The following is a 15507-nucleotide window of genomic DNA, read 5'->3' as shown; positions in this document are numbered from 1 at the left end:
ATGGAGAAGGAAAGACTGGATACAGCACTTTCCTTCTGTTTATTTGGAATCCGTTACTTTTCTAATGAAAGCAGCGGGTCGCCAATCTTAATTTGTTTTGTTTCTGTGAACGCAATATCTTTATACTCACCTGAATTCGTGATAATAATCGGTGTAGTCAGCGGGAAGCCGGCTTTTTTAATTTCTGGTATATCAAATTCAATAAGCAGCTGCCCCTTCTCGACTTTTGCGCCTTGTTCTACGTGACCCTTGAAGTTCTTGCCGTCCAATTGTACTGTGTCCATCCCAATATGCATTAAAATCTCAGCACCATTTTCCGTAGTGATTCCAATGGCGTGATTTGTAGGGAACATCGCCGAAACGGTTCCAGAAACAGGTGAGATCAATTTCCCTTCCGTCGGCTCCACTGCAATCCCTTTCCCAAGCGCTCCGGAAGCAAATGCAGTATCTTCTATTTCTTCAAGTGCAATGGTTTTTCCAGTTAACGGGCTGACAATGTCTTCATTTTGTATCGTAACAACTGTTTCCTCTTTTGCGGAAGCTGCTTCAGCTGCTGGTGCAGCTGTTGCTTTTTGGTTAATCCCTCCGAAGAAATAAGTCAGAACAAAGGATAGAACCATCCCGACCGCTGCTGCTATGATAGTACCGATAAATGCTGTGTTTAATCCTTCCTCTGGATGGATCATGGCAGGGAATTGAAAGATACCAAGTCCGCCGAGCAAGTGAATTTTCGTCCCGAATAATCCAATGATTGCTCCACCGACAGCTGATGATATAAGCGAGATAACAAATGGTCGCTTCAATGGTAAAGCAATCCCGTATAAAGCAGGTTCCGTTACGCCGAATATGGAAGAGATAAACGCCGGCGGGCTGAGTGTTTTCGTAGTTTCATTTTTTGTTTTTATCCAAATAGCCAGTACTGCTGCTGCTAAAGCAAATGAATGCACGAAAATCAATGCCAGAATTGGATCTTCTCCGGAAACCGCAACATTGTTAAACGCAATAGGAATAAGCCCCCAATGCAATCCAAACATAACAAATACCATCCAGAAACCGCCCAGAAAAGCACCTGCAATAATAGGGCTTAAATCATATACCCAGACAGTTACCTGTCCCAATAATTGACTTGCCCAGGTTGCAATTGGGCCAATCACAATAAAGGTTAATGGAACAATAATCAGTAACGTGAACATAGGAACAAAAAACATTTTGACAACATTAGGAGTAATTTTCGCTAAAGCCTTTTCAATTTTTGCTGCAAAAAATGTTGCTACAATAATTGGTATAACAGACATCGAATACGTCATTAAAATGACTGGAATACCAAAGAATTCTATATAGACAGGTGATTCAAACACCGTTCCTGCAAACAAGGTATACAACGGTTCTGCCGCTGCGGGTATTCCCTCCAGCGCAGGATATACCAGTGCCATGGCAATAACCATACCTATAAAAGGCGTCCCGCCGAACTTTTTCATTGCACTATATCCTAATATAATCGGCAAGAAATAAAACAGGGCATCCCCGGTTGCATTTAAAATTTGGTATGTTCCGCCTTCTTCGTTAAGCCATCCAATCGCAACGAATAAAGCATTGAACCCTTTGATCATACCGGACGCCGCCAATACTCCAAGAATCGGCGTGAAGATACCGGAAATCATATCAATAAAACGGTTGAGCAAGCTGCCTTTATCTCCGCCATCCGCTTCATCAGCAGATCCTTTTGACTCAAAACCGCCGACTTCTACCACTGCCTTATACACATCAGGTACATGGTTGCCGATAACTACCTGGTATTGTCCAGCACTTTTCATGACGGTTACAACGCCATCCATTTCTTTTAATACCTCTGTATTTGCCTTTTCCTCGTCTTTTAATTTAAAACGAAGACGCGTAATACAATGAACAACACTGTTAACGTTTTCTTTTCCGCCGACATTTTCAATGATATCTTTGGCTAATTGTTCATATTTCATTGTTTTCCCCTCTTTCTATTAAAGTAAAACAAACTAAATCTATTTTCTGATTTTCTTCAGGATTATTGCCTGAAATGGATTCTTTTACATATAGCGTTTGCTTAAAACATCTTACGTTGTGATACTTTTCCGGATGGAGATTACGCTTCTAAAAAATAATAAATAATTCCGACATACTGCCTGGCAACAGCTCATCCATTCGTTTTATGATGATTTATAATTTGTTCCAACCACCTCCTCAAGGTAATAAAAAAAACCTAAATTACACACAGCATACAGAGCTCTCCTCTGTAAACTGCGGGTAACTTAGGTTTTGCCTGCTTCATCAGTAACAATCCTAAACATGATTATTCAATTGAAGATTTCTTTTATATCACGATGTAGAATCTATTTGGTGCCGATTGGTAATTCGGTGGATATGCAATGTTAAGTAAACTTTTTCATCATTGGAAATGTCCCAATCATAATTTTTAGCAATATAGGCTGCAATTCTTTCTGTGCATTCAAATGCAGCTGTATATTTCCTTTTCACCTGTTCATACAGGAAATCATCATGCGTATTCTCTGCTTTTTCTTTTCGGATAAAACGGGTAGCAAAAAATCGCAGATGTGTCAGAAACCGTTCATAGTTGATAGAATCCTCATCCAATTCAATTTTGAAATAGTATCTGACAATATTCAAGATATTATTAACCAGCTCCGTTACTTTAATTGCGGTATCCATGTTTTCACCGGATAGTTGACTATTGACCAGATGCAGGGCAATAGAAGCCGCTTCATCTTCTACAAGCCTTACTCCAGTATCCTCTTCCACCATATCCAACGCTTTTAATGCAATATGAAACTCCTGTTTATAATATCTGCGAATTTCCCACAACAGCGGATTTTTCAAGTCGATGCCGTTTTTATGTCTTGTAATCGCAAAGCTTAAATGATCCGTTAAGGCAACATATAAATAGTTATCTAATTTATACGTCAGCTGAGATTTAGCCAGTTCAAGGATTTTGTAAGAAAGATCCAAGTAGATCTCAGAAGTTTCTTTCATTAATTCCGCAAGCTTCTTAGCTACATTAGAATTCTCCAGCACAAAGGTTTTCTCCACTTTCGATGATTCAATCGCATCTCCAGTCTTTTTTTGAAAAGCTAACCCTTTGCCCATGACAACGATTTCCTGATTGGATTCATCTTTTGACATAACTACATTATTATTTAATACTTTTGTAATTTTCAATTGCATTCACACCTGAAATGAGTATTTTTTAAATTCTTCTGATACCTGTTTGTCCAGAAAAAAACCTGGATTAACCCAAAATTGTAGACAGAAAGCCATACAATCCGCTGTGATTAACCCAGGTTTTGCCTGCCGAACAGTAACAATCCTTTAGTTAACTTCATTATAGATGATTACGGTTTCAAATGCAACAGGAAAGTAGATTTTTTACCTAACTGTTTAAGCACTTCCTGATATAGATAGTAAAATATATTTATTTTATCGTCACCGTTCGTTCTTATCCATTCCATCTTATGCTATTCTTCTATTATCTTCGTTAACTGAACCTAGGTTTTGAATATAATATACTCAACTTTCGCACCTAAGAATAAGCATATATATCTTGCTATTCCAGGGTGAACATGTTCTCCATTACCATACTTGCTTTTTGATTAAATATCCGGCCTTTTTGGAATTGGTGATGGTGTATAGCTCCGCTCCGGCCAACCACTCCGCTTTCCATGGGGACGGCTTCAGCTAACTTGAAAAGAAGACCGCTTTTCAAGTGGATCTTCAGCTCGCCCTGTTCCCATAGGAGTCTACGTGGTTGGCCTGCGCTCTGATAGGATTCTACAGCGAATGAAAGAAAGAAGATTTTAATGAGCTGGACGAAATAGCAGTTTTCGCCTGAACAACCAATCATGACAGTATGAATATGAAATACAGGGAATAGCATTTATGCACAGAAAGTAATCTTTACGGAACATTTTACCATGCAGCATGAAAAATATATTCTATCGGTTCAAACTTCTGTTTGTTGAGTTGTTTTTCACGTATAGAATATCCTGCTAGCGGAGGCGGACCGTTTTGACTCCTGAAGGAACAGCACCATCTGAAGATCCACTTTTGCCAAGTGCTCTTCTTGGCAAAAGTTAGCTGAAGAGCGTGCCCCTAGGCAGACTAAAGTCGCAACGTCCTGTTGCAACGTCTGCACTAGTACGTCCTGTACGTCGGAAAGCAAAATGGTCCGCCGCAGTGGTGCTTTACACTTCACCTTCTATTCTTTGTCAAGGGTGTTATCGAAGGAACGATCAACTCCTGTTTCTATAGAACTGAAGTTACTTTTTAATGTGTGAAAGTTGAGTAATATAAAAATGGCTTTGGCTTCATTGGAACAAATGATTTTAATCAGAAATAATGCGTCGCATAGGATACATTTCACAGGATAAACATTTAAGATAAATTATACTGGCCAAAATTCGATGTATCTACAATTACAGCTCTGTTCGCAGCTCCCACAATTCCGGGAAAAAATATTGGTCCAGTACTTTTTTCAAGTAGCTCACGCCGCCAGAACCGCCTGTTCCTTTTTTAAAGCCAATAATTCTTTCTACCGTTTTCATATGCCTGAAGCGCCATTGCTGAAATAAGCCTTCTATGTCCACCAGCTTTTCAGCAAGCTCATATAACTCCCAATACTGCTCTACGTTTTTATAGACAATCATCCAGGCTCTTTTCACGCTCTCATTCGTCTGATGCGTGATACTGGCATCCCTGTTCAACACTTCTTTATCAATAGAAAACCCTGCTCTGGAGAGAGCTTGAATCGACACATCATAAAGACTTGGCGCATCGTATGCTTCTTGTAAAATTGGATAAAGATTCGTATCATTTTCATATATTTTGAGAACATATTCAGTTTTATATCCCAAGGCAAATTCTACTAATCTATTCTGATAGGATTGAAATCCAGAAGCACTTCCCAATTTATCTCTAAACTCGATATACTCACTTGGCGTCAGCGTAGAAAGGACGTCCCATACACTTTTCAGCTGCTCCTGTATTTGAGATACGCGCGCAAGCTTTTTAAAGGAAGACCTGAGGTTATCTGCCTGTATATCATCAATGGCAGAATGGATTTCATGCAGAATCTGCTTCATCCACAGCTCGCTTACATGATGAACAATGATAAATAACATTTCATCATGATGGCCGCTTAACCGATGCTGGCTCGATAATAACGTATCCAGGCTTAAATAATCACTGTATGTCATCTTCTCTTTAAAATCAGTTTGGATACTCTTTTCATTTTCAAAAGCTTGATGTTGATTGACCGATTTCATTTTAACGCTCCTCTATTGGTTTTATGACAGCACGAACTGGACTCCCATCCCCTTCTTCCAACGCTAATGGCAAGGCAATCAATTCAAAATCACCTTCTTCAACCTGGTCCAGCATCACATTTTCCAAAATATAAATATCATGGTTGTACAATGCATGGTGCCCGGCCAAATCTTTACTTGAAATCGAATCTACAGATGGGGTGTCTACACCTACAAGCTTTACACCGAGCTCTTTCATATAAGCTGCTCCATCTGCTGTTATCGGAGACACTTCTTCCGGAAAACGATTCGGTTTGTTTGGGAGCGCCGTTTTAATCAGCAAACGCTCTGCATGCGAGATTCCTTTTGTTTTTATAGCTTTTTCGCTAATTTCATTAAAATCACTTAAATCAATCACCTTACAAGGACCAATATAGCGCTCAATATCTAAGTCCAGTATCCGCTTGCCCTCATTTGAAAAATGAAACGGTGCATCAACGTGCGTGCCTATATGAGCACTTGTTTTGATTCTGCCGATATTAACAACTCCCGACACCTCTTTCGTTACGGGCGTATCATAGTGAAATGGTTCATCCCCCGGCCAATGTGCCAGATGGTTATTTAACGGTTGGGAAATATCGATCCATTTAGACATCAGGAAACAACCTCTCTTTCATTGGAAAATTGCTCGTAAGCTTTTTCTTCCATAATATTCTTTAGTATTTGTATACATTCATAAACATCCGTAAACGAATTATATAAAGCCACCGGCGCCAGCCGAATGCCAGATGGTTTTCGAAAATCCGGAATGACCTTCTTCCTCTTTAATGCTTTGCAAATTCTCGCAGCCTCCGGATGTTCAAGGTAAATATGCCCTCCACGCTGTTTTTCATTTACTGGATTACAAATCTCAAAATCAAATTCCTTTAATTCATGTTCAATCAATTCCATCATATAAGCGGTCAGCTGCAAGGACTTTTCGCGTATTTTTTCTATTCCGGCTTCATGAAACAGCTCTAATGCTCCAATTAGCGGAGCAGCACTTAACACATGCGGTGTCCCGATTTGAAAAGCTCCGGCATCTTCGGCAGCCGTCAACGTATGCTCCATATCAAACTGCTTTTCTTTATCCGAGCTGAACCAGCCCGCAAGTCCAGGCACAGCCCCGAAATGCTTTTCATTCACATAAAGCGCCGCCACACTGCCGGGGCCGCCATTTAAATGTTTATAGGTACACCAAAACGCAAAATCAACGTCCCACGCATGCAGTTGATGCGGGACAGCCCCAATCGAATGACATAAATCAAAACCGATTTTTATACCACGCTCATGCGCTGCTGTTGTCAGCTTTTCCATATCTAAGATTTGTCCGCTCCTGTACAGGACGCTCGGCAATACAATTAACGCGATCTCCTCTGTCATGGCATGGATAATTGCTTCTTCATCCAGTGTGTGCCCATCCTCACTCTGTACTTGAATAAGGTGGGAATCATCATACCCTTTTAACTTCAGCTGTGCTTTTAAAGCATAAATATCACTGGGAAAGTTTAATGCATCTGCTAAAATTTTTGTTTTGCTTCCTTTTGGTTCGTAAAATGTGGACACAAGCTGATGCAGATTTACGGTTGTGGAACCAGTTACAACAACCTCCTCTTTTTGGGCGCCAACAAGCACGGCCATTTTTTCACCAAGCGATTCCGATAAGTAGTACCAGGCGTTCTCTCCTTGCGTCCATCCATCAATCGCATGCTTTTTCCAGGAAGCAAGCAAATCATAGACGGACTGCTCTGCTCTTTTGCTCATCAAACCTAAGGAATTCCCATCCATGTAAACGTATTCATTTTCGAGATAAAATTCATTTCGGAAGGACCTTAATTTATCCTCCACATCTAATTTTCCAGCATAGGTTCTTGTATATCTTTCTTCCATTTTGTCACTTCCTTTTATAAATCTTACAACCAATTACACTGCAGTAAAATAGGGAACAAGGAAAATTTATAATACTATTTAACGGCCACCTTATTTCATAGATGGGTAAGTATATTGACTAGCTTACCAAAGGGGTCTCTTACATAAAAACGGCGGACTCCCCAAGGTTCCTCCACCGGGCCATATTCGATTGGGATTTCTGCTTCTTTAAATCGGCTTAATGCATTTTCAAGATCATCCACTTCAATTGACAGATCTGGAACAGATGTCCCTGAACCCCCTTCTGAAAGAAAGCTGATTTGCGTGTCCATTTTCCCGGTTGACCCATAAGTTGCGATAAAGCCCATATCCATCCGCTGATCAAGTCCGAGTACTTCTCCATAAAAGTACGCTGCCTTAGAAAAGTCCTGCGTCTCTATATTAGCAACAATTCGTTTGACCTTCATCTTTACACTCTCCTAAAATTTTAATATCTCATTTTCAACCTATCATGTTGCCTCGTTGCAGTATCATATTGTATCATACAATATTACTTTATTCAGTGAAGATTCCACTATTCTCCTCACCGAAAATAGCGATAGAAATAAAACCTGATTTGAGGATTGACAGCGCTCCCAAGAATACAGTTATAAAAGCCGCAATACTCGTATAATAAGCATTGTTACTTTTTATATTACTTTATTGAAAAGAGGCTAAATAATTAAAACAGCCCGATGAAATTGAATTCAGCTATAAATTTCATCAGGCTCACTTTGTTTCTTACTCTCTTTTTCACTAATATCACGTACCACAAAACGTCTGAAAATCCTGTTCCGGCGGATCAACAGCATATTTCTCCTGCTCCTCTGTATACGCATAAGGATCTTCCAATGCTGTTAATAAAGCATGAAAAGGTTCGTAATCGCCTTCTGTCACAGCCGCAGCTAACACCTCTTCCACCAAATAATTTCGGGGAATAATCGATGGATTATGCCGTTTCATTAATTGATAAGCTTCTTCTAAAGATGCCGGCTGACTTTCAAGCTTATCCTGCCATGCTTGATACCACTCTTTAAAAGCAGTTGACTGGAAAAGAACGGAATCAGCATCAAGCTGCTTCAGCGTTAAGGAACGGAAGGTATTGGTAAAGTCTGCATGATATTTCTCCATCAAATCCAACAAGCTTCGAATCAATGTTTTATCATTGTCACTTTGACCGATAATACCCAGCTTCTTCCTCATACCGTCTAACCAATAGGATTCCACTGACTGCACATAGGTTTCCACAGCCTCTTTTGCCTTTGGAATCGCTTGTTCTTCATCTTCATCCATCAGAACTAACAAGGATTCCGCAAAGCGCGCCATATTCCAAGCTCCAATTCCCGGCTGATTGCCGTAAGCATAACGCCCTTGCTGATCAATCGAACTAAAAACCGTTTTCCGATCATATTGATCCATAAAAGCACATGGACCATAATCAATCGTCTCTCCGCTGATAGCAACATTATCTGTATTCATCACACCATGGATAAAGCCTTTTAACTGCCAATCCGCAATCAGCGCGGCCTGCTTGTCTGCCACCTTATACAAGAACGTCAAATAACGATTTTCATCCTCTGCAATCTCTGGATAATGCCGCTTCATGCTATAGTCTGCCAACGCTTGTAAATCCTCTTTACTCCCCCATTGCCTTGCATATTGAAACGTCCCAACCCGAATATGGCTTTCTGCCACTCTTGTCAAAACAGCGCCGGGCAGCGGAGCTTCACGAAATACCGTTTCTCCAGTGGTTGCTACCGCTAAACTGCGGCTTGTCGGGATACCCAATCCATGCATTGCTTCGCTGATTAGATATTCTCTCAGCATCGGTCCAAGCACCGCCCGTCCATCCCCACCGCGGGAATAAGGCGTTCTGCCAGAGCCTTTCAGCTGAATATCATAGCGCTCACCCTTCGGAGTCACTTGCTCTCCAAATAATACAGCACGACCGTCTCCGAGCATCGTAAAGGAACCAAATTGATGTCCTGCATAAGCTTGAGCGATTGGATTACTTCCCTCTGGAAGCTTATGGCCTGCGAAGATTTCCGCTTCGTCCTTTAAGGCTGAACTGTCCAACCCTAATTCTGCTGCGAGCTTTTCATTGTACACGGCTAGCACAGGGGCATCTGCTTTTGCTGGTTTTACATTTGTATAGAAAAGCTTGGGCAATTGCTGATAGGTATTTTCTAAGCTCCAGCCTTGATTCTGTTTATCTGTCATCGGATCGCCTCCTTTATTTAAACTGTTCGTTTTCTTTAGGATAACATATAAGTATATTTTACTTGAATGAATCACCTATTTTACTTTGCACTTTTATTTGTAAAAATATTTATTATCATTAATTTCTCCACTTAAACTTCTTGTTTTCCTATAGTATAAGAGGGGAAGAATACATAACTTATGCATTCTTCCCCTCTTATACTTGAATTTTAATATAATAAATTTCTTTAAACCACAGGAAAAGCAGGTAAATCATCCACAAAATCAGAAATATCCTGCCCCGCTTCCTCCTCCGTCACTAAACAAGCATCCAACGACGCCGTAATCCCTTCCTTATCCATCTCGCTGCCAATCAAAACAAGCTCTGTCATCCGATCCCCGGCCTGCTCATCCCAGTCCTCAAACAAAGAGGGGTCCTGCACTTTTAATGCTTCCTGTTCTGCTTCCGAATAGCTTGCCAGCCATCTGCCGGCTCCTTCCAGTGTCATCATTGAGCCTGCCTGGGATAAAAATCCCGCTACATTATTTCTGGTGACTAACCAAAAGAAGCCTTTCGCCCGGAGGATTTCCTTTGGCCAATTTTCCAGCCATCCTTGAAAACGCTCGGGATGAAACGGTTTTCTGCTTCGATAAACAAAGGAACTGATCCCATACTCTTCTGTTTCCGGTATATGCTCCTCATTCAATTCCTTGATCCAGCCGGCGCCATGCTTTGCTTTTTCAAAGTCAAATTGCCCGGTTTGAAACACCTGTAACGGATCTACTTTCCCGAAGACTGCTGTGATAAACTTCGCATCCGGGTTTAGCTTATAAAGTAAACTCTTTAATGAAGTAATATCTTCCTCCGTCATCTGATCTGTTTTATTTAAAATAATCACATTGGCAAATTCAATCTGGTCTACCAGTAAATCGACAATCCCTCTTTCATCATCCTCAGCGACTTCCATCCCGCGGTCCATCAATAAATCCTCTGATTGATAATCCTTCCAAAACTGATGTCCATCGATGACCGTTACCATCGTATCAAGCTGGAATAAGGCATTTAATTCGATTCCTAATTCATCATCCGCATAGACAAAGCTTTGCGCAACCGGAATTGGTTCCGACACACCGCTTGATTCAATCAATACATAATCGATATCGAGTTCTGCGAGTTTTTCCAGCTCTACAATCAAGTCTTCTCTTAATGTGCAGCAAATACAGCCATTAGTCATTTCCACCATATTTTCTTCCGTACGGATAAAGCCGCCTTCTTTGACTAATTTGGCATCCACATTTATTTCACTCATATCATTCACGATAACGGCTATTTTCAATCCTTGCTGATTTTGAAGCAGATGATTCAGCAGGGTTGTTTTCCCTGCACCTAGAAATCCGCTTAACACCGTTACTGGTATTTTCTTGCTCACTTTATTTCACACCTTTCTTACAGATGAACTGGCTGTAACCGTCATTCTGGAAATGACAGCATTACAGCCAACTAAACGTCTTTATTCCTATATTTTTTGTCTTTAAAAGAAGCTTCCTCTCCGCTAACGAAGGATTTAAGTCCTTTCCTTGTCCAAATAAACACGGCTAGGTGTCGTCCCTTGCTGATACAAGTACTTTCCACTATACCCTTCCGTTTTCTGATCCACCTTGGCAATAACCAGCTGGCAAACTCGCATTCCGGCCTGCAGCTGAACAGGCACGCGATTTGCATTAAACAATTCCAGTGTAATTTGTCCAGAAAATCCCGGATCGATCCAGCCTGCATTTTGAATAAAAACACCGAGCCGACCGATCGAGCTTCTTCCTTCCACAAAGGCAGTTAACTGTTCCGGGAGACCAATTTGCTCTAATGTCGTCCCTAATATAAAACTTTGCGGCGGAATCGTTATCGTTTCTTTCTCTGCTATCTTGACTTTTCGATAATCCGCTGTCTTGTCAACCGATAAATAGGGCGTGGACAAGTCATCAACAACTAAAAAATCGTTCCCCAGCCGTAAATCAATCGAAGCTGGTTGAACACTTAATTCCTGAAAAGGGATAATTGTTAACTGCTTATCATCAACATGCTGTTTTATCGTTTGTCCTGATAAAATCACGCCTTCGCACTCCCGGATAGCTGCCATGGAAATGGATTTCTAAACGCGGACCAGTCTTCATCCATTTCTGTTTCACTCAACAGGCAGCGTTCTAAATCCTCCGTTATCTGCTCCTTATCCAAGTCCATGCCAATGAATACCAGCTTGGTATGGCGGTCTCCAAATTGCGGATCCCACAGCTCTCTGACCTCCGGATTATTCTCGAATATTTCCCTTTGCTGGGCTTTTGGCAGCGAATCGACCCAATAAGCTAACGGTTCCACCTCGACAGAAGGGCCTGCCTGCGATAGCAATAAGGCTAAATCATTATGCGTTGCACACCAGACAACGCCTTTCATGCGGACAATTTCTCTTGGCAAATCCTGATACCAGCTTACCAGCCGTTCCGTATGAAATGGCAATCTGGACCGGTATACAAAGGAACTGATCCCGTATTCTTCAGTTTCCGGCGTATGATTTTCCACGCCTGCATTTAATTCCTGTAACCAGCCGGCTGACTCGCTGGCCTTCTCAAAATCAAATAAATTCGTATTGACAATTTCCTGTAAATCTATCTTACAATGCTGCGTGCGGATGATTTTTGCTTCCGGCTGTAAGGTACGAATCACCTTCTCCAGCTTATCTAAATCCTCTGCTTTGACTAAATCCGTTTTATTGAGAATAAGGACATTACAGAATTCAATTTGATCAATTAATAAATCAGCAATATTTCGTTCATCCACATCACTGACCGCCTGTTTCCGGTCAAGAAGCGAATCGCCTGAACCGAAATCGTGCCAGAAACGGTTCGCATCAACAACGGTAACCATGGTATCCAATCGGCTATATTGGGTTAAATCAATATCCATCGTTTCATCAATATATGAGAAGGTTTGGGCTACCGGAATCGGTTCACTAATACCAGAAGACTCAATCAATATATGATCGAACTCTCCTTGTTTTACGAGTTTTTCCACTTCTACTAATAAATCCTCCCGCAGTGTGCAGCAGATGCAGCCGTTAGACATTTCAACCAACTTTTCCTCTGTCCGTGAAAATCCGCCTTGGGATTGGACCAGCTCACTATCAATATTGACCTCACTCATGTCATTGACGATGACCGCCACCTTTAACCCTTCCCGGTTATGTAAGACATGATTTAATAACGTTGTTTTTCCAGAACCTAAATACCCGCTTAATACCGTAACAGGGATCCTTTTCATATGTTCATCCTCCTAATCGTAATCATTACGTTTTAATTATCAAAAATTAAGCAAGGCAATATTGAAAGCCTTTTTCCAATTCTTGATGGTCAAGATGCTTTCCAATAATAACAACCTCGCTTTTACGCTTTTCATCCTTTGTCCATACATCGCCTTCTGTACCTGCAAAGAGCATATGCACTCCTTGAAACACCACTTTTTGCTCCATTTGTTTAATGGAAAGAACTCCTTTGTAACGGTAGAGGCTCTCCCCTTTGATACGAACTAAGTAAGCAAACCATTTATTCACTTTATCTAAATCAAGCGGACGGTCATCTTGAAATACAAAGGATGTTACGTGATGATTATGATGATGGTGATGCGTTTCTGTTAACAGCTCAGGGTCAATGTTTAAGGCATAATCTAAATCAAACGATTTTTTTTCGATTAATTCTTTGGTATCTATGTTTCCATATGTCGTATAAAACTGCTGGGCATTTGGATTCATATGCGTTAACTGTGCTTCCAGCTGCTTTCTTTCGTCTTCTGTAATCAAATCGGTCTTGTTCACGAGCAAAATATCGGCAAATGCAATCTGCTGCTCCGGCTCCTCTTCCTGTAGATGCAGCTTAATATGCTTGGCATCAACCATCGTAATTACGCTGTCGATTTCAAAGGTATCAGCCATCTGCTCGTCCATCAAAAACGTTTGAATAACTGGAGCCGGATTCGCCATGCCTGTTGTTTCAATGACAATGCGGTCCACTTTTTCTTCCTGCTTCATTAAATCAGTTAACAAGCTGATCAAATCACCACGCACATTACAGCAAATACAGCCGCTGTTAATTTCAACGATTTCTTCTTTTGTTCGTATCACTAATTGACTATCAATCGATGTATCACCAAACTCATTAATGATCACAGCAGCCTTCTCATTGGGCATATCATGCAGCAGTTTATTTAACAATGTCGTTTTGCCGGCACCTAAGAAACCAGTTAGAATCGTTACTGGAATGGGGCTTTCTTGTGACAATGCTTTTCCTCCTTATTCATGAAAGAGAAAACAGCTTTCCGCCAAGTATCCGTTAAAAGCTGTTTTCTTTCCTATCTTATATCGTGTGGTACATGAAAATACAGCGTCAGCTTAGATGATACTGCTGCTTAGATAACTGCATGATTTGATTACCAGCTGGCTTTCTTCACGCCAGGCACTTGTCCTTTATGCGCATATTCTCTAAAAGTAATACGGGACATGTTGAATTTACGCATATATCCGCGTGGTCTGCCTGTAACCTCACAACGACTTTTCAAACGGGTTGGTGAAGAATCCCGAGGCAGTTTACGAAGCGCTTCATAATCTCCTTTTGCTTTTAGCTCTCTTCGTAATTCTGCATATTGTGCAACCATTTGCTGGCGTTTTTTCTCTTTTGCAACTTTTGACTTTTTAGCCATTTTACACTTTCTCCTTTCAATAGTACTCTTTATTTTGTATTTCTTAATAAATTTGAATCGTAACGATTACGAATGGAATTCATTATAAACTATTTTATTAAATATGTAAACAGTAATTATTACGTTTTAGTTTTTTTATCTGATAGCCGCAAAGGTTAACCCTACCTGTAATAAAAAATTTGTACAATAATTAATAGAAGGTTCCTGTTCCAGCTGCGAACATTAGAATCGTCAAAGTAAAAAAACATGGACACCTGCCCCCAAGTAGAGTCAGATATCCATGATTGATAAGCTGCTTTATTTCATTGTAACGCCGCCGTTCGCAGCAATAGACTGCACGATAACAAAGCTTGAGGATTAACTGCTTAGCCGTAATACCGCATCAGCAATTTCATCATCCTAACCTGCTGTTCGGATTCTCCTTCGCTCAACCTTGGAAATGCTTGAATTCCGACGAAGGATAGGATACGGCCACTCCTATTTCTATATAAATTTTTGATTCCCATGTCTTTTTTAAACAACCATCTATTTTAACAGTAATCTTTCCCAATTAGGAATAAGTACAGAAAAAAAAGAATCGGATTAACCTTTTCATAGTAAGCCGATTCTCTCTATGTATGTTTCTCGCTATGAATTACTTCCACTAAATGTGACTCTGACTTTGTATGGCCATGGATATCACAATAATACACGACGGTTTTTATTTTATGAAAAACATCACAGGTGCGTGTTTCCCTGAGGAAATTTTTCCAATAAGTATATTCATGTGTGTCAACGTGGATTATTTCATAATTAGTGCTTGATATTTCCCAATTGTGTTCTATTTCATCCGTCGTCGTGTCTCCCTCAATAATTTCTGCTCCTGCTTTAGGCAACCCTATTGAGAAGTATAGAATAAGCGTAAGCCCTATTGTAAAATAAACATTTCTCAATTTTATCAGCCCTTTTATCATTTTATTTAATTTAATAATTCTTCTATGTAATTTAACCAAGCAAATGAGAAATATACCCCTTATACGACAAAAATTAAGAGATGCCTGACACTGAAAAAACAGTACCGTAATTATTGATGAATCTGTTTTTATAAAAAAGAATACCTTAGGCGGCTTGTTGCAGTTATCTTGTTAATACCGGCTGTGTACTTTTTAATTTTTGGCAGCTTTCGTGATATTTGTTTCTAAAGCACCAGTACCAAAAATCATTCGATAACGTTTTTCCAACCTGGAAAAAGATTTTACACAATACAGATGCAAAAAATATTGTAATCATGCGGTACTCTTCTAGAGATGATTTTGCATTAGCTTTAGCTCAAGGGTTAGAAAGCTAATCCTA

At 40.3% G+C, this 15507-nt stretch carries 12 protein-coding genes; all 12 read right to left on the bottom strand.

Annotation, left to right across the window (positions count from 1 at the left end):
- Positions 1-53 precede the first annotated feature (53 nt).
- The 12 genes from MKX55_RS07390 to rpsN all read right to left on the bottom strand — a co-directional run bounded on the left by MKX55_RS07390 (position 54) and on the right by rpsN (position 14175).
- On the bottom strand, positions 54-1976 hold the full coding sequence (locus tag MKX55_RS07390; RefSeq protein WP_339183703.1) for a beta-glucoside-specific PTS transporter subunit IIABC: 1923 nt from the start codon (positions 1974-1976) through the stop codon (positions 54-56).
- A 373-nt stretch (positions 1977-2349) separates the two neighbouring features.
- Complete coding sequence (locus tag MKX55_RS07385; RefSeq protein WP_339183701.1) at positions 2350-3207, bottom strand: PRD domain-containing protein; 858 nt, start codon at positions 3205-3207, stop codon at positions 2350-2352.
- Between the two features lie 1253 nt (positions 3208-4460).
- Positions 4461-5309, bottom strand: coding sequence for a tryptophan 2,3-dioxygenase (kynA, locus tag MKX55_RS07380; protein WP_339183699.1), 849 nt, complete (start codon positions 5307-5309; stop codon positions 4461-4463).
- Position 5310: 1 nt separating this feature from the next.
- A complete protein-coding gene (gene kynB, locus MKX55_RS07375; RefSeq protein WP_339237253.1) occupies positions 5311-5943 on the bottom strand; it encodes an arylformamidase in 633 nt (210 codons plus the stop codon).
- On the bottom strand, positions 5943-7217 hold the full coding sequence (kynU, locus tag MKX55_RS07370; RefSeq protein ID WP_339237249.1) for a kynureninase: 1275 nt from the start codon (positions 7215-7217) through the stop codon (positions 5943-5945). Before kynU ends, kynB begins: the two co-directional genes overlap by 1 nt.
- Positions 7218-7312: 95 nt before the next feature.
- Positions 7313-7663, bottom strand: coding sequence for a VOC family protein (locus tag MKX55_RS07365; protein ID WP_339237246.1), 351 nt, complete (start codon positions 7661-7663; stop codon positions 7313-7315).
- Between the two features lie 334 nt (positions 7664-7997).
- On the bottom strand, positions 7998-9455 hold the full coding sequence (locus MKX55_RS07360) for a YdiU family protein (RefSeq protein WP_339237244.1): 1458 nt from the start codon (positions 9453-9455) through the stop codon (positions 7998-8000).
- A 227-nt stretch (positions 9456-9682) separates the two neighbouring features.
- A complete protein-coding gene (locus MKX55_RS07355; protein ID WP_339237242.1) occupies positions 9683-10864 on the bottom strand; it encodes a GTP-binding protein in 1182 nt (393 codons plus the stop codon).
- Positions 10865-10999: 135 nt separating this feature from the next.
- Positions 11000-11542, bottom strand: a complete 543-nt coding sequence (dcd, locus tag MKX55_RS07350) for a dCTP deaminase (protein ID WP_339237240.1) — start codon at positions 11540-11542, stop codon at positions 11000-11002.
- Complete coding sequence (locus tag MKX55_RS07345) at positions 11539-12744, bottom strand: GTP-binding protein (RefSeq protein ID WP_339237237.1); 1206 nt, start codon at positions 12742-12744, stop codon at positions 11539-11541. The genes dcd and MKX55_RS07345 overlap by 4 nt, the downstream gene beginning before the upstream one ends.
- Positions 12745-12790: 46 nt before the next feature.
- The gene (locus tag MKX55_RS07340) at positions 12791-13756 is read right to left on the bottom strand and encodes a GTP-binding protein (RefSeq protein WP_339237234.1); all 966 of its coding nucleotides are present in this window, start codon (positions 13754-13756) and stop codon (positions 12791-12793) included.
- Positions 13757-13905: 149 nt separating this feature from the next.
- On the bottom strand, positions 13906-14175 hold the full coding sequence (rpsN, locus tag MKX55_RS07335; RefSeq protein ID WP_339237231.1) for a 30S ribosomal protein S14: 270 nt from the start codon (positions 14173-14175) through the stop codon (positions 13906-13908).
- Positions 14176-15507: the final 1332 nt, after the last annotated feature.

It is taken from the genome of Oceanobacillus sp. FSL W7-1281, assembly GCF_037969835.1.
Taxonomy (GTDB): domain Bacteria; phylum Bacillota; class Bacilli; order Bacillales; family Amphibacillaceae; genus Oceanobacillus; species Oceanobacillus oncorhynchi.
Note: the sequence above shows the minus strand (reverse complement) of the source record. Positions and strands in the feature narration are given on the sequence as shown.